Consider the following 25,893-nt stretch of genomic DNA (forward strand, 5'->3'; position numbering starts at 1 on the left):
ATGAGGTGGGGATTATTCTTCAATCGCTAACAATTGCAATGAACCACGGCTAAAATCCGCCAGTTTTGTGGAAAATGCATTCACATGAGCAAAAGGAAGCGCCACCCTGAGCCGAACAGACGCCTGATAATCGCTGGAAACGATCTTCCCGGCAAACTGTCCTAATAATGCTTCGATTCCGGCCAACTGACCGTACTCACACTGCAAAGTATATTCGGTTAATGGCGTCTTGCGTTGTGTGGCAAGCTGACGTAATGCCTGATTCACACCGCCACCATAGGCTTTTACCAGCCCGCCCGTACCCAGCAGAATACCACCATAGTAGCGCACGACGACGGCAGTAATCTCTCCGACGCCGCTGCCCATCAATTGCGCAAGCATCGGCTTGCCTGCCGTTCCCGCCGGTTCGCCGTCGTCTGAAAAGCCCAGTTGCTGTGAGTCGTCCGGCGCACCCGCCACCCACGCCACACAATGGTGGCGCGCATCAGGGTGCTCAGCTCTGACTGACTCAACAAACGCTTTCGCCGCGTCTACGCCATCGGTATGCGCCAATAGCGTAATAAAGCGGCTTTTTTTGATCTCTTCAACAACGGTGACCGGCGCTGCAGGGATTAACCAACTGTCCATTACGCCAGTTTTAAATCCCGCGTCATGTTTTCCACGCTGTTTTCGTGGATGACCACGTTATCTTCAATGCGAATACCGCCGAAAGGCTTGAGCGCTTCAATTTTCTGCCAGTTGAAGTGCTTGCTGAACGGCCCTTCGCGCCACGGCGCTAACAGCGATTCGATGAAGTAAATCCCCGGTTCTATGGTCAACACCATTCGCGGCTGTAACACACGCGTGCAGCGCAGATACGGGTATTTGGACGGCGCGGCGAGATGCGTACCGGAATCATCCTGCATAAACCCGGCCACATCGTGTACCTGCAGACCCAACGGATGACCAATACCGTGCGGCATAAACGGCCCGGTGAGATCATTTTCCACCATCGCCTCTTCACTCATGTCGGTAATGATTTGATGTTTACGCAGCAGCTTCGCGATGCGTTGATGGAACTGAATATGATAATCCACATAGCTGACGCCCGCCTTCATGGTAGCGATCAGCGCCAACTGTTCGTCGTTAACATCTTTCACCAGGTGGGCGTAGTCGTTATCGCTTTTCGCCGACCAGGTCCGCGTCAGATCCGCCGCGTAGCCGTTGTATTCCGCGCCCGCATCCAGCAGGAAACTGCGCATTTCAGACGGTGCCTGATGATCCAGTTTCGTGTAATGCAGCACGGCAGCATGTTCGTTCAGCGCCACAATGTTGCTATACGGAACATCGGTATCGCGATGTCCCGTGGCGGTCAGGTACGCCAGGTTGATGTCAAACTCGCTCATGCCGGAACGGAAGGCCTCTTCCGCCGCCCGATGACCGCTCACCGCCATTTTCTGCGCTTCGCGCATACAGGCCAGTTCATAATCCGTTTTATAGGCGCGGTAGTAATGCAGATAGTCGATAACACCTTTCGGGTTGATGTTGCTGGCAGCGATATCCAATTGTAGCGCGCGCTCAGGAACCGGGCCGATATAGCCGATATTGCCACGCGCGGCAGGCAGCTGGCTGCCGATGCCATCCGCTTTCGGTAAGGCGACGACCTCGACTTCTTCTGTCCAGAAGGACGTTGGCAGCGGTTCAACGTTATGCCAGTAATCGACCGGCAGATAAAACCACAATTTGGGTTTGTTGACGCCATCGACCAGCAGCCAGCAATTTGGAACCTGAGTTACCGGCACCCACGCTTTAAACTGTGGATTGACCTTAAACGGATAAGGGTGATCGTCGAGAAAGACGTTGAATAGCTCGCCGGAGTGAATAAGTAACGCATCCAGCTTAAAGCGCGCCAGAACATCGCGCGTCCGTTCTTGTAAGGTAACGATATGATTTTTATAGAGCGCGGCCAGTGATTCCATTTTTTACCCTTCTGTTTTTTTGACCTCAAGTTCCCGCATCTTAGCACATCGCCCCACGAGAGCGTGATCTCTGCCGAGCGTGATCACATCGGCATTTCTTTAATCATTTATTTGCATTTTATTAACACAAAATACACACTTCGCTTCATCTGGTACGACCAGATCACCTTGTGGATTCAGGAGACTGACATGCTTTATAAAGGCGACACCCTGTACCTCGACTGGCTGGAAGATGGCATCGCCGAACTGGTGTTCGATGCTCCAGGCTCGGTCAATAAACTCGACACCGCAACCGTCGCCAGCCTCGGCCAGGCGCTTGAGGTGCTGGAAAAGCAACACGATTTAAAAGGGCTGCTGCTGCGCTCGAATAAAGCGGCCTTTATTGTCGGCGCGGACATCACCGAATTTCTTTCACTGTTCCTCGTCCCCGAAGAGCAGTTAAGCCAATGGCTGCATTTCGCTAATAGCGTCTTTAACCGTCTGGAAGATTTACCCGTACCGACCCTTGCCGCCGTAAACGGCTATGCGCTGGGCGGCGGGTGCGAATGCGTGCTGGCCACCGATTACCGTCTGGCGACGCCAGACCTCCGTATCGGTCTGCCGGAAACTAAACTGGGCATCATGCCGGGCTTTGGCGGCTCGGTGCGAATGCCGCGTATGCTGGGCGCGGACAGCGCGCTGGAGATTATCGCGGCAGGTAAGGATGTCGGTGCTGAACACGCGCTGAAAATCGGTCTGGTCGATGGCGTGGTCAAACAAGAGAAGCTAATTGAAGGCGCGATAGCGGTGTTACGCCAGGCCATTACCGGCGATCTCGACTGGAGAGCTAAACGCCAGCCGAAACTGGAACCGTTGAAACTCAGCAAAATTGAAGCCGCGATGAGCTTTACCATCGCTAAAGGCATGGTCGCACAAACGGCGGGTAAACATTATCCGGCGCCGATGACCGCAGTGAAAACCATTGAAGCCGCCGCGCGTTTTGGTCGTGAAGAAGCGCTGAATCTGGAAAATAAAAGCTTTGTTCCGCTGGCGCATACCAATGAAGCTCGTGCGCTGGTCGGTATCTTCCTCAACGATCAATATGTAAAAGGTAAAGCCAAAAAGCTGACCAAAGATATTGAGACGCCGAAACAGGCAGCCGTACTGGGCGCGGGCATTATGGGCGGCGGTATCGCTTACCAGTCGGCCTGGAAAGGCGTACCGGTCATCATGAAAGATATCAACGATAAATCGTTGAACCTCGGCATGACCGAAGCGGCCAAGCTGCTGAACAAACAGCTGGAGCGCGGCAAGATCGACGGTCTGAAGCTGGCGGGCGTCATTTCGACCATCCACCCGACTCTCGATTATGCCGGTTTCGATCGCGTAGATGTTGTTGTCGAAGCGGTGGTCGAAAATCCGAAAGTCAAAAAAGCGGTACTGGCGGAAACCGAGCAGAAAGTGCGCCCGGAAACCGTGCTGGCCTCAAATACCTCCACCATCCCAATTGGCGAACTGGCAAGCGCCCTTGAACGTCCGGAAAACTTTTGCGGAATGCACTTCTTCAACCCGGTACACCGGATGCCGCTGGTTGAAATCATCCGCGGTGAGAAGAGTTCAGACGAAACCATTGCCAAAGTCGTCGCCTGGGCAAGCAAAATGGGCAAGACGCCGATTGTAGTCAACGACTGCCCCGGCTTCTTTGTTAACCGCGTGCTGTTCCCCTATTTCGCCGGTTTCAGTCAACTGCTGCGCGACGGCGCGGATTTCCGCAAAGTCGATAAAGTGATGGAAAAACAGTTCGGCTGGCCGATGGGCCCGGCCTATCTGCTGGATGTTGTCGGCATTGATACCGCGCATCACGCGCAGGCGGTAATGGCGGCAGGCTTCCCGCAACGGATGCAGAAAGAGTATCGCGACGCGATCGACGCATTGTTTGACGCCAGCCGTTTTGGGCAAAAAAACGGTCTGGGCTTCTGGCGCTATAAAGAAGACAACAAGGGTAAGCCGAAGAAAGAAGAAGATGCCGCGGTGGATGACCTGCTGGCAAGCGTCAGCCAGCCGAAACGCGACTTCAGCGACGACGAGATAATCGCCCGTATGATGATCCCGATGATTAACGAAGTGGTTCGCTGTCTGGAAGAAGGCATTATCGCAAGCCCGGCGGAAGCCGATATGGCGCTGGTCTACGGCCTGGGCTTCCCTCCGTTCCACGGCGGCGCATTCCGCTGGCTGGATACACAGGGCAGCGCGAAATATCTTGATATGGCGCAGCAGTATCAACACCTCGGCCCGCTGTATGAAGTGCCGGAAGGGCTGCGTAATAAAGCGCGCCATAACGAACCGTATTATCCCCCGGTTGAACCAGCCCGTCCGGTTGGTTCTCTGAAAACGGCTTAAGGAGTCACAATGGAACAGGTTGTCATTGTCGATGCTATTCGCACCCCGATGGGCCGTTCGAAGGGCGGCGCGTTTCGCAACGTGCGGGCAGAAGATCTCTCCGCCCACTTAATGCGTAGCCTGCTGGCGCGTAATCCGTCGCTTACAGCGGCGACCCTCGATGATATTTACTGGGGCTGCGTACAACAAACGCTGGAGCAAGGCTTCAACATTGCCCGTAACGCCGCGCTGCTGGCAGAAATTCCCCATTCGGTACCGGCGGTCACCGTCAACCGTCTCTGTGGTTCCTCGATGCAGGCGTTACACGATGCAGCGCGAATGATCATGACCGGCGATGCGCAGGTTTGTCTGGTTGGCGGCGTGGAGCATATGGGGCACGTGCCGATGAGTCACGGCGTGGATTTTCACCCGGGTCTGAGTCGCAACGTCGCCAAAGCGGCAGGGATGATGGGGCTAACGGCGGAAATGCTCTCCCGCCTGCACGGCATTAGCCGGGAAATGCAGGACCAGTTCGCCGCGCGTTCTCACGCTCGCGCCTGGGCCGCCACCCAGTCTGGCGCATTCAAAACGGAGATTATCCCGACTGGCGGTCATGATGCAGACGGCGTGTTGAAGCAGTTTAACTACGATGAAGTGATCCGCCCGGAAACCACGGTCGAAGCGCTATCAACACTGCGTCCGGCATTTGATCCGGTTAGTGGCACGGTCACGGCGGGCACCTCATCCGCGCTTTCCGATGGCGCAGCCGCCATGCTGGTAATGAGCGAAAGTCGTGCCCGTGAGCTGGGTCTGAAACCTCGCGCCCGTATTCGTTCAATGGCAGTGGTGGGTTGTGATCCGTCAATTATGGGTTACGGGCCGGTTCCGGCGTCAAAACTGGCGTTGAAAAAAGCGGGACTGTCGGCCAGCGATATCGATGTGTTTGAGATGAACGAAGCGTTTGCCGCACAGATCCTGCCATGCATTAAGGATCTGGGATTGATGGAGCAGATAGACGAGAAGATCAACCTCAACGGCGGCGCGATCGCGCTTGGTCATCCGCTCGGCTGCTCCGGAGCACGTATCAGCACCACGCTTATCAACCTGATGGAGCGCAAAGACGCGCAGTTTGGTCTGGCGACGATGTGTATTGGTCTGGGTCAGGGCATCGCCACGGTGTTTGAGCGGGTTTAATCAAAGATAATATCCCCTAAATAACTCGCATTGCAGCGCAGCGGCAACTGAGCGAATCCCCGGGAACATAGATAACTATGTGCCCGGGGTGAGCAAAGGCAGCCAACAAAGAGGCTGCGCGAATTATGACGGGAAACAGTTTAGTTGCCGTTTTTCCCGCCCGTCAGGGGCGGGTTTTTTCACCGTATGGCCCGCTCTACTCAGTAAGCGCTTTGGTCAGGCTAAATGGCATAGCCTGATATCCACGCGCACCATGTATTTGCATTTCGACCACAGGCTCTTTTTCTCCCCATTTGAACTCTTCCAGATACGGATTAGGCAAGCTGGTAAATGCGCCTACCGACAAATCAAACGCACCACCTGCTGTTGCGGAATACACGAACACAGAATTCTTGTCAGTCTGGTACTCGGTGATAGAGGTTACCGGGCTAAACCACTCGTTCCCGCGCTCTTTACCGTATTGCCAGATCTGTTGGACTGTCTTGTTTTTCTGGTCGATTTTGTAAATCACGGAGCGGCTGTATTTCATACTCTGCATAGCAGGCTGTTCTAAGCCGCGGCCATCGCCATTGTCGAAAGCGGAAAGGTATAAGATATCGCCTTTACTCTTACTATCAATTTTAAAGGCCGTATGTTGCGTCCATGTCCAGTCGAAGTCACCCTCGCAGCCACTGTCCTGGCAAGCAATTTTTTGGCCTTTGCTATCCACTGGCGTCAGAATTGCGGCATTAAATGGCGCTTTCCAGCCAGCAGGCGTACCCAGTATCCACTTCACTTTCTTATCGCGGCCGATTTTGATAATCGCACTCTGGTGGCGGGAGCTGATGATGATGGAATCATCTTCACTGTCATAGTCGACGCTGTTGACATGCGCCCAGTTGCGGCCAGCCCCACTACCCACGATATCCCCGAATTTGTCGGAGGAGTCCAGCGCCGCCAGATCTTCTTCGCTCAACGTATGGCCGGACTGGCTGGCGTCGATATTCAGGCACACAGCGCCCTGATCGAGGGTTTTCATTATCACATCACGATAAGGATCGAGGATATCAAACAGACGCCATTCATCCACTACCACGCCGTTCTGATCAACTTCGGCAATCACATCACGCACGGTACGAACATTTTTTCCATCAGGACGTTTATAGTTAGAGCTGGCTACACGCAGGAAGTAGTGACCGTTGGCCGCGTTATCCATTGAGTGTGAAAAATCGTTATAATTATCCGGCAGGCGGCGGTTAAAGATTTCACGCCCCATGATATCGTATTTCACATAACGCTGACCGTAGCCCCACGATAGTGCGCCATCCTGGTTTTGTTTAAAGCCCATCATAACGCCAGCACGATAAATTGACTTTAAATCATAAATTGAACTTGGATTCATAAACCAACGAATATCACCGGAGGTGTCGATAATAGCGTTAGCTGTAGTGAAGTTCCATTCTAATGCACCCCCAGTAGGGTTGTTCCAGACAGTACGCGTTCCATTCCCAGACTTATCTTTCGTATTATTCAAAAGATACAAGCGATCTTTAAATTCTGGGGAAACCTTTTTAACATCGATAGTAAAGAGTGCTGATTGTTCTTCTTTTGTACCCGCTGATTCAATATAGGCAGGCGGTGCATACATTTTATAGCTTTCTTTTATATTTTCGGTTTTACTACCCTGGATTCTTGTATATTCAACTTCAACGGTATTGACATAATCCGGGTAAAGACCAAAGACGGGAATACCGCCATACGTTAAAAGGTATTTATTATTAACTTTATACGCGATCTCCTGGCCATTTTCTTTGGGTACAATCCGTACATGCACGTCACGTAACTGGTAACCGCCATTACGAATAACGGCGGTTAGCGGCGCGATATCATAGGGGTTCATAACAACTTCGCCAATTTTTCCCTGGACCTGATAGTCCACTTTAGCGCCGCTGGCGCCGCCGATGGCGAAAGCAGTAGAAGGTACTGATGACAAAATTGCAACAGATAATGCGAGAGAAGTTAAAGCATATTTAAATTTCATAACACTCTCCATCTTATAAATAAATAACTAACTTTCCATTTTATGTTTCTTTTATAAAAATAAATGAAGCATATATAATTAACTATTTTTATTGATAGCCTCAGGACATAATATTACTTAATTTATTACACGCAATACAAAGCCTGTAGATATTCAATATCATAAGGTTTTATAGTTGACGATTAATTAATATTTAAGAGGACTTTTAGGTAGGCTAACGTAAAAAGGGACGCTACTGCGTCCCATAGAATAGTTAAATAAATGCGAACGCATCGCCAAACAGACGATCTTCCCGCGCGTTACGCTCATGACAGAACAGATCGCGGGCGATTTTCGCCATCTCAAAACGTCCGGCAATATAAATATCGTGCCCCGCCAGCGTACCATAATCCTGCAATACCGCCGTAAGTACCGTTCCTGTACGTCCACGCCAGCCTTCTTCCGGCTGCTCAACAACAGGTTCAATACGCAAATTCGGATGGTTAACAGAGAGTGCTTCCAGCTCAGAGAGATCATAGAGGTGCTTTTCTTCGCGGCCGCCCCAGTAAATAGTAACATCGCGGTTCGGGTTGCGCGCTAACGCCGTCAACAGGATGGAGCGCACATAAGAAAAGCCCGTACCGCCCGCGATCAGAATCAACGGACGCTCTTCATCATCACGTAGCCAGGCGTCGCCATGCGGAATATCGACGACGATTTCCCGGTCTTTTAGAATCCGATCCATGACCGCCATCGCATACAAATTGAGCTCGGAAGCGCCAATGTGTAATTCAATAAACCCTTTCTCGTCCGGCGTTGAGGCCATTGAAAACGGGCGTTTGTCACGCTCGTCCATTACGACCATCAAATACTGACCAGCGCGGAATGAAAACGCCGCGTCCGGCACTAAACGAACCCGATATACAGTATCGGTGATAGCTTCTACCGAGGTCACTTTACAGCTTAAGGTTGTCATGCGCTCCCTCTGTCGGGTGTCGGGTCAATACCGACATTTTTCAAGCCGAGTCGCCGCAGCCTGAAATGTCGATGTCCGCTTTCAGTTATTTAAAGATAGCCAGCTCATCCCAAATCGCATCAATACGCGCGGTAACTTCAGGATCTTTAACAATAGGACGACCCCACTCGCGTTGGGTTTCGCCCGGCCATTTGTTTGTGGCATCCAGCCCCATTTTTGAACCCAGCCCGGAGACCGGCGAGGCAAAATCCAGGTAGTCAATCGGCGTATTTTCAACCAGCACCGTATCCCGCGCAGGGTCCATACGGGTGGTAATCGCCCAGATCACATCATTCCAGTCGCGTGCGTTAACGTCATCATCGCAAACGATAACAAATTTCGTATACATAAACTGGCGCAAAAACGACCAGACGCCCATCATGACGCGTTTCGCATGACCAGCGTACTGCTTTTTCATCGTCACTACCGCCAGGCGGTAAGAACACCCTTCCGGCGGCAGATAAAAGTCGACGATTTCCGGAAACTGTTTTTGCAGAATAGGCACGAAGACTTCATTGAGCGCCACCCCTAATACCGCAGGCTCATCGGGCGGACGCCCGGTATAGGTGGAGTGATAGATGGCATCCTCACGCTGCGTAATATGCGTGACGGTAAAGACCGGAAAGTTATCCACTTCATTATAATAGCCCGTATGATCGCCATACGGTCCTTCCGGCGCCATCTCTCCCGGCTCAATGTAACCTTCAAGGATAATCTCGGCGCTGGCAGGCACTTCCAGATCGTTAGAAAGGCATTTAACCACTTCAGTTTTCGTGCCGCGCAGCAAGCCCGCAAAGGCATACTCCGACAGAGTATCGGGAACAGGAGTCACGGCGCCAAGAATCGTCGCCGGATCGGCGCCCAATGCGACGGAGACCGGGAAACGTTCACCCGGACGCGCGGCTAACCACTCCTGAAAATCCAGCGCGCCGCCGCGATGAGACAGCCAGCGCATAATCAGCTTATTTTTACCTATCAACTGCTGACGATAAATGCCCAGGTTTTGCCGCTCTTTGTGCGGACCACGCGTTACCGTCAGTCCCCAGGTAATCAGCGGCGCGGCGTCGTCCGGCCAACAGGTCATGACAGGAAGACGCGTTAAATCGACATCATCGCCAGACGCGATTTTCTGCTGGCAAGGCGCGCCGCGTAACCGTTTCGTCGGCATATTCAGCACTTGCTTAAACTGCGGCAGCTTGTCAAACAGATCGCGAAAGCCTTTCGGCGGCTCAGGTTCTTTCAGAAACGCTAATAATTTACCCACTTCCCGTAATGCGGAAACATCATCCTGCCCCATGCCCATCGCCACGCGTTTTGGCGTGCCAAAAAGGTTGCACAGCACCGGCATGGCGTAGCCTTTAGGATTTTCAAACAGCAACGCCGGTCCACCGGCACGCAGCGTGCGGTCAGCGATTTCCGTGATTTCCAGATGAGGATCCACAGGTAGCGTGATGCGTTTTAGTTCCCCCTGCTGCTCAAGTAGCGTCAGGAAGTCGCGTAAATCGTGATATTTCATGGCGTCCATTGTAGCCTCTTGGTAAGCGCATCATTATACGGCGTTCATCATCGGGATGCTGTATTTTTGTTAAATTAGCGTGAACTCTGGCAACCAACGCTAATCCAGATACGGCTTAAAGGATGAAGTGTATAATTAACTTCGCGCATGGCTTTTGCTATGCTTGCGCCCCGAACAAGCGGATAAGAGTCATTATGCAATCCTGGTATTTACTGTACTGCAAACGCGGGCAACTTCAGCGTGCTCAGGAACACCTCGAAAGACAAGCGGTAAGTTGCCTGACACCGATGATCACCCTGGAAAAAATGGTACGCGGAAAACGTACCTCCGTCAGCGAACCGCTCTTTCCTAATTATCTGTTCGTTGAATTTGATCCGGAAGTGATACATACCACTACAATCAACGCCACGCGCGGCGTCAGCCATTTTGTGCGCTTTGGCGCGCATCCTGCGATCGTGCCTTCCAGCGTTATTCATCAGCTTTCTATCTACAAGCCCGAAGGCGTTGTCGATCCTGAAACCCCCTATCCCGGCGATAGCGTCATCATCACGGAAGGCGCATTTGAAGGGCTGAAAGCGATTTTTACCGAACCGGATGGCGAAACGCGTTCGATGTTACTGCTTAATTTACTCAATAAAGAAGTGAAGCAGAGCGTAAAAAACACCGGTTTTCGCAAGATTTAGCGATCGTTCAGAATACGACCTCAAATAAGGTTCTGGCGTTGGCATCTGTCATCGCCGCTAACCATTGCGGATCTTCACCACGCCATAGCGCAATGCGCTCCAGGATGTGAGGCAGATACGCGGGCTCGTTGCGTCGTGACGTTGGTTTCGGCGTAAGATCGCGAGGCAACAGATACGGCGCGTCGGTTTCTATCAGTAGCTTTTCCGCTGGAATAAACGGTAAGAGTTCACGTAGCTCAAGTCCGCGTCGTTCGTCGCAAACCCACCCGGTAATACCGATATAGAGCCCTCTGTCCACACAGGCCTGCATTTGCTGGCGTGAACCAGTAAAGCAGTGCAGTATTGCACCAGGAAGACTATCCAGCCAGGGATCAAGCAATGCCAGAAATCGCTCATGCGCGTCCCGGCAGTGCATAAAGATTGGCATCTGCAATTCGGCGGCAATTTGTAGCTGCGCCTGAAAGGCACGCTCCTGCTCCTGCGGCGTGGAAAAATTGCGATTGAAATCCAGCCCGCACTCACCGATAGCGACGACTTCCGGCTGGTTCGCCAGCGCAATAATGGCGTCTTCAGACGCGGATGACCACTGACTGCTGTCATGGGGATGGACGCCAGCCGTCGACCAACAATGGGGGTAGCGCCGCGCCAGTTTTAACGCCTGCTGACTTTCATGGATGTTCGTTCCGGTCAGTAGCATACCTTTTACTCCCGCCGCAAACGCACGGGCGACCACATCATCACGATCTTTTGCAAACTGGCTACTGGTTAAATTAACGCCAATATCAAACATGCTTGCCCCCATATGACAACCGCCCTGGCGGGCGGTTGTGTTTAGTCTTCAGTGTGCTCGGCCTTTTCGGTTTCGGCCTCGTTATCTTCGTCGCGCGTCCGTCGCTTACCGACATAAAAGCGTGAGCAGAAAACGCCAATTTCAAACAGGCAGTACATCGGTATCGCCAGCAACGTTTGCGAGAAAACATCTGGCGGCGTAAGCAGCATTCCCACAATGAATGCCCCGACCAGGATATAAGGCCGTTTTTTACGCAAATCTTCTGGCGTGGTGATGCCCATCCAGCACAGCAACACAATCGCCACCGGCACTTCAAAGGCTACGCCAAAGGCCATAAAAAGCGCCATAACAAAGCTAAGATAGCTGGCGATATCTGTCGAAACCTGTACCCCTTCCGGCGCCGTATGCGTCAGGAAACCAAAGGCCAAAGGGAATACGACAAAATAGGCGAAGGCCATACCAATGTAGAAAAGCAGCGAGCTGGATACCAGCAGCGGTACGACCAGACGACGCTCATGCTTATACAGCGCCGGGGCGATAAAGGCCCAAACCTGGTACAAAATGACAGGCGCGGATAAGATCAAAGACACCATGAAGGTGAGTTTGATAGGCGTAAAAAACGGCGACGCCACATCCGTCGCAATCATTGTCGCCCCTTGCGGCATCTGTTTAATCAGCGGTGCGGCGACTAAATGATAAATATCATTGGCGAAATAAATTAACGCCAGAAAAATCAGAAGTACTGCGACGATGCAGTTTAGCAGGCGCTTACGCAACTCGATCAGATGCGTGATAAGCGGTTGAGTATCTTCTACAGCCATGTTTACGGTTTATCACTCGACGAGGGGGAAGATTCGACAACAGGCGCAGCGGATTTCTTCTCGGCGTCTATCGTGGCTACGGAAGCGGTTTCCGTCGACTCAGGCACGTTAGCTTTAACGGGCTCCGGCTTTTGTTCCGGCGCGCTCGCCTGTGTTTCAGCGGCGGCAGGGGTGACGCCCTCATGCTGCGTTTCGTTCCCTTTTACCACCGGATTATGGATGGTATGCGCTTCATCGCTCGCTTGTTCGGGATCGTTAGCGCTGTAGGTGCGTTTCATCGACTCCGCCGCCTGACGCAGTTCATCCATAGATGCTTTCAGTTCGGGAGTCAGATTTTCCAGGCTCGCCTTTTCGACTTTTTTCAGACTGTCCTGGAACTCTTGAAGTTTCAGTTCCTGAGTCAGTTCATTCTGAACCGTTGTCGCAAGGGATCGCAACGCGCGAATCCAGCCCGCTACCGTTTTTACCGCTACTGGCAATCGTTGCGGCCCCAACACAATGAGGCCGATAACGAACACTAACAGCAGTTCGCTAAAACCGATATCAAACACGGATTATACCTGCTCTTTATCTTGGCTTTTAGCGTCTTCCTTTTTCGCTTCGCCTTGCTTATCCGCGATAGATTTAGCGGTAAAATCAGCGTCCTGACTGGTTTTATCCTGTTTGGCATCATCATCGCTCATGGCCTTTTTAAAGCCTTTGATAGACGCGCCAAGATCGGAACCGATGGAACCGAGTTTTTTGGTGCCGAACAGCAGTACGACGATAACGGCAACAATCAACAACTGCCAAATACTGATACCACCCATACATGTTCCTCTGTGATAGATGATGAATTATTAGGGCCGCATTATACACATTATCCTTCGCGCTGCCTCTTTGTTAACCGCTTTCGCCCGCCCTATTCACATACTTTTACATACGACCGGGACGACATTGACTTGCGGCCTGAGTACTGCCTCGAGTGATAATATGTACCTGCGTGACACAACCGGCGTTGAGCGATAAAAAAATCTCAACGAGTTTTACGCCAGCCAACCAGCCAGACAACTACGCCGCCGACCATGAGCCAGCCAGGCATCAATCCCCATTCAGGGCGGTTGACGAGTAAGAATGACCCGCTCAGTAACAGCGTTGCGCCAATTCCCAATAAATAACGAGACTGACTTTGGCGCACATGGTTTACCTGTAACTCGCGCGCAATCTTATCAACACTGTGCTGTAAATATTTGCCCTGGCGCAAACTGTCGTACACCAGTTCAGGTATTTCTGGCATTTTTTCGACCCAGAACGGCGCTTTTTCTTTAAGAGCCCGCGTGAGAGCCGGAATACCCACCTGATCTTTGATCCAGGACTCAAGAAACGGCTTCGCCGTTTTCCACAAATCAAGCTGAGGATAAAGTTGCCGCCCAACCCCTTCAACATACAATAATGTTTTCTGCAACAACACCAGTTGCGGCTGGACTTCCATGTTAAATCGACGCGCTGTATTGAAAAGGTTTAACAACACATGACCAAACGAGATTTCCGCGAGCGGCTTTTCAAAGATAGGTTCACAGACGGTGCGGATGGCAAACTCAAAATCTTCAACGTTGGTATCTGGCGGAACCCAACCTGAATCGACATGCAGCTCCGCCACCTTTCGGTAATCGCGGTTAAAAAACGCGATAAAGTTTTCTGCCAGATAGCGCTTATCTTCTTTGTTTAGCGACCCGACGATACCGCAGTCAATGCCGATATATTGCGGGTTTTCAGGGTGTTCATGGCTGACAAAAATATTTCCCGGATGCATGTCCGCATGGAAAAAGCTGTCGCGGAAAACCTGGGTGAAGAAAACTTTAACCCCGCGTTCCGCCAGCAGTTTCATGTTGGTGCCGTTCTTTTCCAGCGCCGCCACATCCGAAACCGGAATGCCGTATATCCGCTCCATCACCATCATGTTCTGGCTACAGTAATCGGAGTACACCTCCGGGATATACAGCATGGGACTATTTTCAAAATTGCGGCGTAACTGAATCGCGTTGGCCGATTCCCGCAGCAGATTCAGCTCATCGATCAGCGTTTTCTCATACTCACGCACCACTTCCGTCGGGCGCAGACGACGTCCATCCGGCAACAGGCGTGGTACCCAGCGAGCAAGGCGATAAATCAGTTTCAGGTCTGCCTGAATTACCGGCAAAATATCCGGGCGAATGACCTTAATAACCACTTCTTTACCGTTTGATTTCAATCGCGCGGTATGTACCTGGGCGATTGACGCCGACGCTAAAGGCTGGATATCAAAGTCGTCAAACCAGGCTTCGACAGGTAGCCCCCCCATCGCCTCTTCAATCTGGGCTTTCGCCAGCCGACCATCGAATGGCGCGACTTTATCCTGGAGCAAAGCGAGCTGATCGGCGATTTGCGGCGGGAACAGGTCACGGCGTGTGGAGAGCATCTGACCAAATTTGATCCAGACCGGTCCCAGCTCTTGCAACGCCAGTCTTAATCGTTCACCCAGCAATTTATCTTTATGCCGGTTTGGCATCCAGAACAGCGAATAGCGCCATAATCGGAGTGGCAGTGTAAGACGCATTCGGGGGATGAGTTCATCAAGGCCGTAGCTTAAAAACGTGCGGATGATGAAATATAGGCGCCGTACTTCACCTGGCGTCATTTGGCCTCCAGTTTTTCCAGCCGTGTGGTCAGAGCATCTACGGCGCGCTCAACAGCCGCGGTTTCTTCGGCAAACCATGCGACTTCCAGCGGGCCAGGCGCCATACGCCACTCTTCAGTGATCGCTTCAGCGGCATAACGCTGCTGGCGTTGAAACCCGTGGCGCAGGAATTTAGCCCCGCCACGCACGACCTTACCGATACTTTCCGCCGCAATATCACCCGTGTATGGCGCCAACAGCTCCGCAGGATCGAATTCGGCGAGATCGGCGAGCGCCACAAAATTTTGCACGACCTGAATATCGCCCTGCACTTCCAGTTCGCCGCTGCGAATAAGCGCGGCCAACTGCTGACGATCGCGTAGTTTTGGCAAAACGCTAGCTTGAGTGATTACCGTACAGTCCGCTTCGCCTTCCCATGCCCCCAGCACATCAACCTGGCGTTCGCTGAATACCAGGACTAATGGCGTCGAAAATCCCTTTAGCTTCACACACAGTACTTTTCCCTGTAATCGCGTTCTGGCTGATTTCAGCGCCGGCGAACGATACAGAAACGTATTGAGGAGACCTTCAATTCCTGCGGTCACTAAGGGTTTAAAAGGCATTCCACCCTCCTAGAATTTATAACCACGGTGCAATGCCACAACGCCCGCCGTCAGATTGTAATAATCCACGCTCTCAAATCCGGCGTCCTGCATCATGGCTTTTAAGGTATCCTGATCGGGATGCATACGGATGGATTCCGCGAGATACCGATAGCTATCCGCATCGTTCGCGACCATCGAGCCAATACGCGGTAAAATATGGAAAGAATAAGCGTCATACGCTTTACTCAGCGGCTCAATAATAGGCTTGGAAAATTCAAGCACCAGTAAACGTCCTCCGGGTTTCAACACACGGAACATTGACCGCAGCGCTTTTTCTTTTTCCGTTACATTGCGCAAACCAAACGAAATGGTAATGCAATCAAACGTATTATCAGGGAAAGGCAGAGCTTCGGCATTTGCCTGCACATACTCTACGTTGCCGATCACGCCGATATTACGCAGCTTCTCACGCCCCATTTTGAGCATAGAATCATTAATATCCGCCAGGATAACTTTGCCAGTTTCCCCGACCATACGTGAAAATTTCGCGGTAAGATCGCCCGTACCGCCCGCTAAATCGAGAACGGTTTGTCCACGACGCACGCCACTGCAATCAATGGTGAAGCGCTTCCACAAACGATGAATGCCAAATGACATTAAGTCATTCATCACATCGTACTTTGACGCCACAGAATGAAAAACGTGGGCCACCATGTCAGCTTTCTGCTCTTTAGCGACGGTCTGAAAGCCAAAGTGCGTCGTTTCTTGTGAATCTTCCACCATCTCAGTGCCTGCTTATCGATAAAAATGTTCAAGAAGTGTAACAGATTGGGCCAATTTGCCCTACTCTGCGCCAGGACTAAACTACTCCGTATGGGTTAACTTAACTGCTGCTTCACCCGTTCATCATTGGGATAATGTTCATCCTGCCGCCCTTCAGGGATCGATCGTAAACGATATTCTTCATCTTGCGTAACGGCCTGTTCCGCTAAATCCGGATTAATCTCGCGTTTGATTTCCACGCCTAGCCCCCGGAAAGCCTCCGCCTGCGCCAAAACATTGCCACGCCCCGACGCAAGTTTTTTCATCGCCTGGCGGTAGTTATCCTGCGCTTTATCCAGACTCTGACCGATCGCTGACATATCATCAACGAACAACCGCATTTTATCGTAGAGCTTACTGGCTCTGTCTGCGATGTGCTGCGCATTGCGGCTCTGGTGTTCATAGCGCCACAGGTTGGCGATTGTCCGTAACGCCACCAGCAGCGTCGTGGGGCTTACCAGCATAATGTTATTTTTTAGCGCCTCGGTTATCAGTTCGGGCTGTTTATCTAACGCCAGCAGGAAAGCGGGTTCTACGGGGATAAACATCAGAACATAGTCCAGCGAGCGGAGGCCGGGAAGCTGCTGGTAGTCTTTACGCCCCAGTAAGCGAATATGATTGCGCACCGAGGCGATGTGCTCTTGTAAAGCGGCCTCGCGCGTATAGTCATCTTCAGCGTTAAAGTAACGCTCGTAGGCGACCAACGTCATTTTAGCGTCGATGACCACATCTTTGCCCTGCGGCAAGCGGACGATGACATCCGGCTGCATCCGCGAGCGCGCATCGTTCTCAATACTGACCTGGGTTTCGTATTCGTAGCCTTCACGCAGTCCGGATGCCTCCAGCACCCGCGCCAGCACAACTTCGCCCCAGTTTCCTTGCGCCTTATTGTCCCCTTTCAGAGCGCGCGTCAGGTTGATCGCTTCCTGCGCCATTTGCGCGTTAAGCTGCTGCAAATTACGAATTTCGTGCGCCAGCGTATGCCGCTCCTGCGCTTCTTTGCCAAAACTCTCCTGAACCTGGCGGCGAAAACCGTCCAGTTGCTCACGCAGCGGCGTCAGCAGGCTATTCAGGCTTTGTCGGTTTTGTTCGTCTACGCGACGATTACTGTGTTCAAAGATACGGTTCGCCAGATTTTCAAACTGCTCGCTTAAACGCTGTTCGCTGTTGATCATCTGACGGATTTTGTCTTCCGCGTGTTGTTGAGTCGCTTCCAGACGGGTCGTGACTTCACGCAGATCGGCTTCCAGAGAGGTATTAATACTGTGCAGGCTGCGCAGTTCGTTATTAAGTAACTCGCATTCACTGCGCCAGTGCGCTTCTTGCGCTAATTGCTGCCGGGCCGCGCTAAGTTCGATATCCAGCTCACGCCGTTCTTCGATAAGATCGGCGCGGATTTGATCGGCGTGCGCTTTCGTCGCCAGCCAGCCAATCACCGCCCCAGCCGCCAGCGCCACGACGGCGCTTATCATAAGAGTAATATCCACAACACCTCTCCTGGAACCACACTGTCCTGCACAAAATAGAATTGTGCTGTATAAACGTCCAGTTTAAAAGGAATTTCCTGCGAGGCGCCACGCAAAAAGAAAAGGCCGAACGCGTCGGCCTTTGCAAAAGAGAGGAGAATTACAGCAGACGACGGGCCGCTTCCACGACGATTTTCACCGCGTGGCTTTCAGTTTGTTTCATCGTTTCCGCATTCGGAATCTCTTGTTGGGTACGGTTAACGATAACGCCCGCCACCATACCTGCGCGTAAACCCTGGCTTGCGCACATGGTTAACAGCGTAGCGGATTCCATTTCGTAGTTCATCACGCCCATCGCCTGCCACTCTTCCATAGAACCTTTGAAGCGACGAACAACGCGGCCAGAATAGGTGTCGTAACGTTCCTGACCCGGATAGAAAGTGTCGGAAGAGGCGGTTACGCCAACGTGAGTCGTGGCGCCAATCGATTTCGCGGCTTCAACCAGCGCGGTGGTGCAGGCAAAGTCGGCAACCGCCGGGAATTCCATCGGCGCAAAATGCAGGCTCGCCCCATCCAGACGTACGGATGCGGTCGTTACCAGAACGTCGCCGACGTTGATGTGCGGCTGAATAGCCCCCGTGGTGCCGATACGCAAGAAGGTACGAATACCCAGTTGCGCCAGTTCTTCCACGGCAATAGAGGTAGACGGGCCGCCGATACCGGTAGAGCAAACGATAACTGCTTTACCATCCAGCTCAGCGCGCCAGGAGGTGAATTCGCGGTGAGATGCCAGCTTAACCGGCTTATCCATCAGCGCGGCGATCTTTTCCACACGCTCAGGATCGCCAGGGACGATGGCGAGCTGGGCCCCTTGTAAATCGTTTTTGGTGAGGCCGAGATGAAAAACATCAGACTTGGACATATAAAACTCCTCTGTGAATCGGGTTTGTCAGAAGAAGCAAAAAGACACTTTACCTAAGGCATAAAGATATTTTCGTGACAACCATCACTATGGCGTAAAACAATTGCACTCGCTTACCATTAAAAAGTGATGCACATCACAATAAATAATCAATATCGCCAGGCATTGCACAAAAGATAGCCGCTTTAAGGCAATGTGGTTTGTTACACACTGTCTATAGTTAAGATTGCGCTATTTTTTAAGGGTACGGAGAATACCATGACAACGACACATCCATCCGGCTTTGCACCTGCAGCCTCCCCACTTGCCCCTACGATGATTCATACGCCTGATGGGGCCATTAGCGCGGGGATAACGTCGATCCCCTCTCAGGGCGACGATATGCCCGCCTATTACGCCAGACCAAAAGCGAGCGACGGCGCATTGCCTGTGGTCATTGTGGTACAGGAAATTTTTGGCGTACATGAACACATTCGCGATATTTGCCGACGACTGGCGCTGGAAGGCTATCTCGCTATCGCGCCGGAGCTCTATTTCCGCGAAGGCGACCCCAATGATTTCGCCGATATACCCACATTATTGAGCGGGCTGGTGGCTAAAGTACCCGATTCGCAAGTCCTTGCCGACCTGGATCACGTCGCCAGTTGGGCTTCGCGCAACGGCGGGGATGCGCATCGGCTAATGATCACCGGTTTTTGTTGGGGAGGCCGGATTACCTGGCTATACGCCGCGCACAACCCACAGTTAAAAGCGGCGGTAGCGTGGTACGGCAAGCTGGTGGGCGACACGTCACTCAATTCGCCGAAGCATCCCGTTGACATCGCCACCGATCTTAACGCGCCGGTACTGGGTTTATACGGCGGGCAGGATACCAGTATTCCACAGGAGAGCGTGGAAACCATGCGCCAGGCGCTACGCGCCGCTAATGCGAAGGCGGAAATCGTGGTCTATCCCGATGCAGGGCACGCGTTTAATGCCGATTATCGTCCGGGATACCACGAAGCCTCGGCGAAAGACGGCTGGCAAAGAATGCTGGAATGGTTCGCGCAGTACGGTGGGAAAAAAGGCTAACCACAGCGCATTACGATGTTTGTTGGGCCTACGAGACCGGAGTCGGTGTAGGCTCAACAAAGCGTCATCGCCACGTTAGCTATGCTTTACCACAGCATTTTTTATATTTTTTGCCGCTGCCGCAGGGACAGAGATGGTTACGACTGACGGCTCCTGTGTCTTTACGCGCGTCCTGCGCCAGCCAGCGCATGATCGATGCCATCGGATAGCCTTGCGCCAGCAGCTCCCGCCAGGCATTCATATACGGCGTAACGTGCTGGAAAAAATGCTTATAGCCCGCACACAAGTAATTATGCGCAGGATGACCGGACGGCGAGACGGCAAAGCGATGCTTCGGACAGCCGCCATGACACGCAAAGCGGTAGTCACAGCGACGACAATCGGCGGTCAGGGTCTCCCGCTTGGCCTCGCCAAACGCAATAGCCCGCTCGCTATTATTTAAGGTTTTGATGCTGTGCTGGTGGATATTCCCCAGCAGATGCTCCGGGTAGACAAAGTGGTCGCAGTTGTAGAGATCGCCGTTCGACTCCAACGCGAAGGCATGTCCACAAGTCTCGGAATGTACACACAGTACCGGCTGCTGCGCCGTCCAGGCGGCTAACGCCACGTCAAACATCTGCACATAGACGCGGTCTACGTCGCGACGAACCCAGATATCAAAGATCTGGTTGAGAAATTCGCCATATTGCCACGACGGTACCGTCCATGGCGCCAGCGTCGCCGCGCTTTCGCCGGGCATCACCAGATTAAGTACCGATGAGTTATCGGTGCTCATTCGCTCTACCAGCGGGATAAACTGAATAAAACGCGATCCCGCCGCCAGAAGAAATTCGTAGACGTCTGCTGCATGACCGACGTTATGTTTTCCCACGACGGTTAAGGTATTAAAGTCGACATGGTGCGCTTTAAGCCGCGCCATTGCTGCGACGACCTGTTCATGAGTTCCTTTTCCAGCGCGATTAAGCCGATAGTGGTTGTGTAACGACGCCGGGCCGTCGATAGAGAGACCGATGAGAAAATGCTGTTCAGCGAAAAAGCGCGCCCACTCGTCATTCACCAGGATGCCGTTCGTCTGCAACGCATGAGTGATTTTTCGCCCATCGCCGTACTTTTCACATAATGCGACAACCCGGCGGAAAAACGGTAGCCCCATCATGGTCGGTTCGCCGCCCTGCCAGGCAAAGTCAATGCGGTCACCACTCTGCGCGGCAATATGCTGGCGTATAAACTGTTCCAGCGTCTCGTCCGACATCCGCCAGTTTTTATTGCGTTCCGGGTACAGCGCCTCTTTTTCAAGATAGAAGCAATATGTGCAATCAATATTGCAGATCGCGCCGCCGGGTTTGGCCATTACGTGACAACCTGCTACCGCCATGTCAGACATCTCCGTTAAAAAATAAGGTTCACCAGCGCCATGAGACAATGCGACGTTTACCGTCGCCAGGGAACATAACAGAATGGAAAACCTCGTTTTGTGCTATGAGAGCGCTGGGCGATCATGACAGGAAAAACGATCTGCGAGGCAATAAAATCCGCCGCGCTGCTTCCGGGGACGCTATCCGCCTGATTGTTATTCATACGGAGAACCTTTTTATTATCAAGATCGCCAAATAGCCAGATCCTGAAAAAGACAGCGCGGAAAATAAGAAAAAGGGAAATGAGAAGAAAGAGGCGCTGTTAATCAGGTCAGACACGGGCGCTACCCGTCAAAGGGTAGCGCCGCATTGCTGCCGGATAAACGCAGCGGCCAGGATGGGTTATTTCGCCTGACGCAGATTGTGCGCCGCTTTGACCATGTTCGCTAACGCCGCGCGGGTTTCCGGCCAACCGCGAGTTTTCAGACCGCAGTCCGGATTCACCCACAGGCGTTGTGCCGGAATACGCTGTGCCGCCTTCTTCAGCAGGGCTTCAATCCACTCGACGCTCGGCACGTTCGGCGAGTGAATATCGTACACGCCCGGCCCGATTTCGTTCGGGTAGTCGAACGCTTCGAACGACTCCAGCAACTCCATATCCGAGCGGGAGGTCTCAATGGTGATCACATCCGCATCCAGCGCGGCGATCGAATCCATAATGTCGTTGAACTCGCAGTAACACATGTGGGTGTGGATCTGGGTTTCATCCTTCGCCACCGCCGCGTTGATGCGGAAGGCTTCCACACCCCATTCCAGATAGGCGTCCCAGTCGCTGCGACGCAGCGGTAGACCTTCGCGCAGCGCCGGTTCGTCGATCTGAATAATCCCAATCCCCGCCGCCTCCAGATCCGCGACTTCATCACGCAGCGCCAGCGCAATCTGTTTCGCAATCGTTTCGCGGGTCACGTCTTCGCGGGGGAATGACCAGCAAAGAATAGTCACCGGGCCGGTCAACATCCCTTTTACCGGCTTGTCGGTCAGCGACTGGGCATATTTCGCCCACTCCACGGTAATCGGTGCCGGACGGCTGATATCGCCAATCACTACCGGCGGTTTCACACAGCGGGAGCCATAGCTTTGCACCCAACCATTCTGGGTAAAGACGAAGCCGTCCAGATGCTCGCCGAAGTATTCCACCATGTCGTTTCGCTCGGCTTCGCCGTGTACCAGCACATCCAGCCCTAAACGCTCCTGCTCGATGATAGCCTGTTTGATATGTTCGGCGATGCCGGTGCGGTAGTTATTCGCGTCGAGGTTGCCCTTTTTGAAGTCCAGACGCAGGCCGCGAATTTCCGTGGTTTGCGGAAACGAACCGATAGTCGTCGTCGGCCAGGCGGGAAGTTTAAAGCGGGCGCGTTGCGCTTCAGCACGCACCTCATACGGATTCTCACGCTGGCTGTCCTGCGCGGTGATCGCCGCCAGGCGTTTTTCTACCGCGGCATTATGTACGCGACGGGAGTGACGACGAGCCTGAATCGGTGCGCTCCATTCCTCAAGCGCCGCCGTTTCGCCGCTGTTCAGCGCATCGCGCAGCAACGCCAGTTCACCGCATTTTTGCAGCGCAAAGGCAAACCAGCTTTTAACTTCCGTATCCAGACGCGTTTCGACGCTGAGATCGATCGGGCTATGCAGCAAAGAGCAGGAGGATGCTACCCACAGCGCGCGTTTGCCCACAATGGCGTTAATCTGCGCGTATTTTTCGGTCAAATCGGCGCGCCAGACATTACGCCCGTTAATCAAGCCTGCGGAGAGCAGCCAGTCGACCGGCAGACGTTGATGCAGTTCCGCTACATCATCTTTGCCATGAATGAGGTCAACATGCAGCCCCTGTACCGGTAGCGCGATAATAGTGTCAAGGTTTGGCGTCACGCCTTCAAAATAGGTCGTCAGCAACAGCTTCACCTGGCCGGCGAGCGCGTCGTAAGCCGGTCTGAAGGCATCCAGCCACGCCTGCGGCAGTTCCAGCACCAGCGCTGGCTCATCAATTTGGACCCACTCTATACCACGTTTTGCCAGTTCAGCCAGCACGTGCTGATACACCGGCAAAATGTCTTTCAGCAACGTCAGGCGGTCAAACGGCTCGCCTTTCACTTTACCCAGCCACAGATACGTGACGGGCCCCAGCAGTACGGGTTTGATCTTATGCCCCAGCGCCAGCGCTTCGTCCACTTCCTCCAGCAACTGTGTCCAGGTGAGTCTGAACTGCTGGCCTTTGCTGAACTCCGGTACTATGTAGTGATAGTTAGTATTAAACCATTTGGTCATTTCCGCTGCCGCCGCTGGTTCACCGGTTGGCGCGCGACCGCGGCCAATGCGGAACAGAGTGTCGATGTCCACGGAACCGTCGTTGTTCTGATGACGAGCCGGCACATTGCCTAACAGCAGGCTGGTGGTCAGAACATGGTCGTACCAGGCAAAGTCGCCTACCGGTAACAGGTCAATACCCGCTTGTTTCTGCTGCTCCCAGTGACGCGCGCGCAGTTCGCGCCCCACCGCCAGTAACGCTTCACGAGTTGTGTTCCCCGCCCAATAGCTCTCTTGCGCTTTTTTCAACTCGCGACGCAGGCCAACGCGAGGAAAACCGAGGGTGTGAGTCAATATTGTCATTTTACTTACTCTCTTATTTTATTGAATCTGAAAGTAAAACTCTAAATAGTTCGGCTTGCAGGAAGGCGGCGACACAGCGCATCCCCAGGAGCTTACTGAAGTAAGTGACTGGGGTAAGCAAGGAAGCCAACGCATCTGCAAGTCGAAACATGACGAGTTTTAGACGTCTGGATGTTTACACATCCATAATGTAAAGGTACTGTATATTCCTCAAGCGCAATTTGTTCATGGCGAAGTGAAGGACTTTCATGATCGAAATTAAACATCTGAAAACACTCCAGGCATTGCGGAATAGTGGATCGCTGGCTGCCGCGGCGGCGGTGCTGCACCAGACCCAATCCGCTCTGTCTCATCAGTTCAGCGATCTGGAACAACGCCTTGGCTTCCGCCTGTTCGTGCGTAAAAGCCAGCCGCTGCGCTTTACGCCGCAGGGGGAGGTTCTGCTGCAACTGGCAAACCAGGTGCTGCCGCAAATCAGCCGTGCGCTGCAGGCGTGCAACGAACCGCAGCAAACTCGTCTGCGCATCGCTATTGAATGTCATAGCTGTATTCAGTGGCTGACCCCGGCGCTGGAAAACTTCCGTGCAAGCTGGCCGCAGGTAGAAATGGATTTCACATCCGGCGTCACTTTTGATCCGCAACCGGCCTTGCAACAAGGCGAGCTGGATTTGGTGATGACGTCGGATATTTTGCCGCGCAGCGGGCTGCATTATTCGCCGATGTTTGATTTTGAAGTCCGACTGGTGCTGGCGCCCGACCATCCGCTGGCCAGCAAAACGCAGATTACGCCGGAAGATTTAGCCAGCGAAACGCTGTTGATTTACCCGGTGCATCGCAGCCGACTGGATGTCTGGCGACATTTCCTGCAACCGGCGGGTATCAGTCCGCTGCTGAAAAGCGTGGATAATACGCTACTGCTGATTCAGATGGTGGCGGCCAGAATGGGTATTGCCGCCCTGCCGCACTGGGTGGTGGAAAGCGTTGAGCGCCAGGGTCTGGTGGTGACCAAAACCCTGGGTGATGGTCTGTGGAGCCGCCTGTATGCCGCCGTGCGCGACGGCGACCAGCGTCAGGCGGTGACCGAGGCGTTTATTCGCTCGACGCGGGATCACGCCTGCGATCATCTGCCGTTTGTGCGGAGCGCGGAGCGACCCATTTTCGATGCACCCACAGCGAAGCCAGGATCACAGCCGCGCCTGTAATAAAGCTTGGCCAGTGGGGCTGCTGATGCCAGATGGCAAGATTAACCAGCAGTCCTGCGGGAACATGCATATTATTCATGATGCCCAGCGTCCCGGCGTCTACCTGGGTAGCGCCATAGTTCCACATAAAGTAGCCAATGCCGGACGCCACCACGCCGAGAAACACCAGAATGCTCCATTGCAGCGTGGTTTCCGGCAGCTTTTGCGCGTTCCCCAACAGCGACCACGCCACCGCCGCCACCAAAAACGCCCCCAGATAGAACCACGCAAAGGCGTTGTGCTGCGGCATGGGACGGGTCTCCATCAGACGTTTATACCCCACCATTCCGATAGCGAAACTGATATTAGAAAGCTGCACCAGGAGCAAACCGACCCAAAAATGGTCGGTCACGCGATCGTAGCGAATAATCCCGGCGCCAATCACCGCCAGCAACGCGCTAAATGCATAGCCCCAGCGCAAACGACGCTGACTCATCACATCGTAAATCAGCGTGATATAGAGCGGCGTCAGAACGGTAAACAGCAGCAGTTCGGATACGGTCAGGTAGAGGTAAGCATGGAAGCTCAACATATACATGATGCCAAGCTGCATCGCCCCCACCAGCATATACAGGCTGATGGTTTTTAAGTTGTGCCCGCGAGAACGCAAAAACGGCAGAAAAACGAGCGCCGCCAGCCCAACGCGTATCAGCACCGCGAAATAGCTATCGACATGCCCGGCAAGATACTCGCCAAATAGACTAAAGGAGAAAGCCCACAGGATAGTGGTAATGATGAGTAGCGCCACAATGGATGTCTCTTAAAACAGGGAACA

23 protein-coding genes are annotated in these 25,893 nt (G+C 53.0%); 5 read left to right on the forward strand and 18 right to left on the reverse strand.

Going from position 1 to position 25,893, the window contains the following annotated elements:
• Positions 1-12: 12 nt before the first annotated feature.
• Positions 13-627, reverse strand: a complete 615-nt coding sequence (locus LCS67_RS21835; protein WP_000378897.1) for an IMPACT family protein — start codon at positions 625-627, stop codon at positions 13-15.
• Entirely contained in the window at positions 627-1,958 is a 1,332-nt protein-coding gene (gene pepQ / locus LCS67_RS21840) for a Xaa-Pro dipeptidase (protein ID WP_023137093.1), read from the reverse strand. The genes LCS67_RS21835 and pepQ overlap by 1 nt, the downstream gene beginning before the upstream one ends.
• A 189-nt stretch (positions 1,959-2,147) precedes the next feature.
• Between pepQ and fadB the strand changes: the two genes are divergently transcribed.
• Positions 2,148-4,337 (forward strand): fatty acid oxidation complex subunit alpha FadB, encoded by a 2,190-nt coding sequence (fadB, locus tag LCS67_RS21845; protein ID WP_000966016.1) that lies wholly within the window; start codon positions 2,148-2,150, stop codon positions 4,335-4,337.
• Between the two features lie 9 nt (positions 4,338-4,346).
• Positions 4,347-5,510: an acetyl-CoA C-acyltransferase FadA gene (fadA, locus tag LCS67_RS21850; protein WP_000438778.1), complete on the forward strand. Its 1,164-nt coding sequence runs from the start codon at positions 4,347-4,349 to the stop codon at positions 5,508-5,510.
• A 196-nt stretch (positions 5,511-5,706) separates the two neighbouring features.
• On the opposite strand, the gene LCS67_RS21855 is transcribed toward fadA, so the two are convergent.
• The 3 genes from LCS67_RS21855 to ubiD form a co-directional block, all read right to left on the reverse strand.
• The gene (locus LCS67_RS21855; RefSeq protein WP_000669888.1) at positions 5,707-7,530 is read right to left on the reverse strand and encodes an aryl-sulfate sulfotransferase; all 1,824 of its coding nucleotides are present in this window, start codon (positions 7,528-7,530) and stop codon (positions 5,707-5,709) included.
• A gap of 253 nt (positions 7,531-7,783) precedes the next feature.
• Entirely contained in the window at positions 7,784-8,485 is a 702-nt protein-coding gene (fre, locus tag LCS67_RS21860) for an NAD(P)H-flavin reductase (RefSeq protein WP_000209832.1), read from the reverse strand.
• Between the two features lie 85 nt (positions 8,486-8,570).
• Positions 8,571-10,049, reverse strand: coding sequence for a 4-hydroxy-3-polyprenylbenzoate decarboxylase (ubiD, locus tag LCS67_RS21865; RefSeq protein ID WP_000339760.1), 1,479 nt, complete (start codon positions 10,047-10,049; stop codon positions 8,571-8,573).
• A gap of 185 nt (positions 10,050-10,234) precedes the next feature.
• On the opposite strand from ubiD, the gene rfaH reads away from it, so the two are divergent.
• Entirely contained in the window at positions 10,235-10,723 is a 489-nt protein-coding gene (rfaH, locus tag LCS67_RS21870) for a transcription/translation regulatory transformer protein RfaH (RefSeq protein WP_001192410.1), read from the forward strand.
• Between the two features lie 7 nt (positions 10,724-10,730).
• On the opposite strand, the gene tatD is transcribed toward rfaH, so the two are convergent.
• The 9 genes from tatD to udp form a co-directional block, all read right to left on the reverse strand.
• A complete protein-coding gene (tatD, locus tag LCS67_RS21875; RefSeq protein ID WP_000459642.1) occupies positions 10,731-11,513 on the reverse strand; it encodes a 3'-5' ssDNA/RNA exonuclease TatD in 783 nt (260 codons plus the stop codon).
• A gap of 41 nt (positions 11,514-11,554) precedes the next feature.
• Positions 11,555-12,334, reverse strand: coding sequence for a Sec-independent protein translocase subunit TatC (tatC, locus tag LCS67_RS21880; RefSeq protein ID WP_000257554.1), 780 nt, complete (start codon positions 12,332-12,334; stop codon positions 11,555-11,557).
• 2 nt (positions 12,335-12,336) lie between these two features.
• Positions 12,337-12,885 (reverse strand): Sec-independent protein translocase protein TatB, encoded by a 549-nt coding sequence (tatB, locus tag LCS67_RS21885; RefSeq protein ID WP_000459612.1) that lies wholly within the window; start codon positions 12,883-12,885, stop codon positions 12,337-12,339.
• Between the two features lie 3 nt (positions 12,886-12,888).
• A complete protein-coding gene (gene tatA / locus LCS67_RS21890) occupies positions 12,889-13,143 on the reverse strand; it encodes a Sec-independent protein translocase subunit TatA (RefSeq protein ID WP_000508972.1) in 255 nt (84 codons plus the stop codon).
• A gap of 206 nt (positions 13,144-13,349) precedes the next feature.
• On the reverse strand, positions 13,350-14,990 hold the full coding sequence (ubiB, locus tag LCS67_RS21895; protein ID WP_000187559.1) for a ubiquinone biosynthesis regulatory protein kinase UbiB: 1,641 nt from the start codon (positions 14,988-14,990) through the stop codon (positions 13,350-13,352).
• Positions 14,987-15,592, reverse strand: coding sequence for a ubiquinone biosynthesis protein UbiJ (ubiJ, locus tag LCS67_RS21900; RefSeq protein ID WP_001116092.1), 606 nt, complete (start codon positions 15,590-15,592; stop codon positions 14,987-14,989). Before ubiJ ends, ubiB begins: the two co-directional genes overlap by 4 nt.
• Before the next feature lie 9 nt (positions 15,593-15,601).
• A complete protein-coding gene (gene ubiE, locus LCS67_RS21905) occupies positions 15,602-16,357 on the reverse strand; it encodes a bifunctional demethylmenaquinone methyltransferase/2-methoxy-6-polyprenyl-1,4-benzoquinol methylase UbiE (protein WP_000229009.1) in 756 nt (251 codons plus the stop codon).
• 95 nt (positions 16,358-16,452) lie between these two features.
• Positions 16,453-17,883 carry a DNA recombination protein RmuC gene (rmuC, locus tag LCS67_RS21910; RefSeq protein ID WP_000355562.1) on the reverse strand — a complete coding sequence of 477 codons (1,431 nt, stop codon included), beginning with the start codon at positions 17,881-17,883 and terminating at the stop codon, positions 16,453-16,455.
• Between the two features lie 139 nt (positions 17,884-18,022).
• Positions 18,023-18,784, reverse strand: a complete 762-nt coding sequence (gene udp, locus LCS67_RS21915; RefSeq protein ID WP_000045169.1) for a uridine phosphorylase — start codon at positions 18,782-18,784, stop codon at positions 18,023-18,025.
• Positions 18,785-19,042: 258 nt separating this feature from the next.
• Here udp and LCS67_RS21920 point away from each other — a divergent pair, with 258 nt between their 5' ends.
• Positions 19,043-19,855, forward strand: a complete 813-nt coding sequence (locus tag LCS67_RS21920; RefSeq protein ID WP_000213959.1) for a dienelactone hydrolase family protein — start codon at positions 19,043-19,045, stop codon at positions 19,853-19,855.
• Positions 19,856-19,934: 79 nt separating this feature from the next.
• Here the strand turns inward: LCS67_RS21920 and LCS67_RS21925 are convergent, their stop codons facing one another.
• The 3 genes from LCS67_RS21925 to metE all read right to left on the reverse strand — a co-directional run bounded on the left by LCS67_RS21925 (position 19,935) and on the right by metE (position 23,877).
• Entirely contained in the window at positions 19,935-21,278 is a 1,344-nt protein-coding gene (locus LCS67_RS21925; RefSeq protein WP_023213954.1) for an anaerobic sulfatase maturase, read from the reverse strand.
• Positions 21,279-21,286: 8 nt separating this feature from the next.
• Entirely contained in the window at positions 21,287-21,433 is a 147-nt protein-coding gene (locus LCS67_RS21930; RefSeq protein WP_001614756.1) for a hypothetical protein, read from the reverse strand.
• Positions 21,434-21,612: 179 nt separating this feature from the next.
• The gene (metE, locus tag LCS67_RS21935; RefSeq protein WP_000154196.1) at positions 21,613-23,877 is read right to left on the reverse strand and encodes a 5-methyltetrahydropteroyltriglutamate--homocysteine S-methyltransferase; all 2,265 of its coding nucleotides are present in this window, start codon (positions 23,875-23,877) and stop codon (positions 21,613-21,615) included.
• A gap of 248 nt (positions 23,878-24,125) precedes the next feature.
• Here metE and metR point away from each other — a divergent pair, with 248 nt between their 5' ends.
• Positions 24,126-25,079, forward strand: coding sequence for an HTH-type transcriptional regulator MetR (gene metR, locus LCS67_RS21940; protein ID WP_000569782.1), 954 nt, complete (start codon positions 24,126-24,128; stop codon positions 25,077-25,079).
• Here the strand turns inward: metR and LCS67_RS21945 are convergent.
• Positions 24,967-25,866 carry a carboxylate/amino acid/amine transporter gene (locus LCS67_RS21945; protein ID WP_001196254.1) on the reverse strand — a complete coding sequence of 300 codons (900 nt, stop codon included), beginning with the start codon at positions 25,864-25,866 and terminating at the stop codon, positions 24,967-24,969. The genes metR and LCS67_RS21945 overlap by 113 nt on opposite strands.
• Between the last annotated feature and the right edge of the window lie 27 nt (positions 25,867-25,893).

The organism is Salmonella sp. A7 (assembly GCF_020181675.1).
Lineage (GTDB): Bacteria > Pseudomonadota > Gammaproteobacteria > Enterobacterales > Enterobacteriaceae > Salmonella > Salmonella enterica.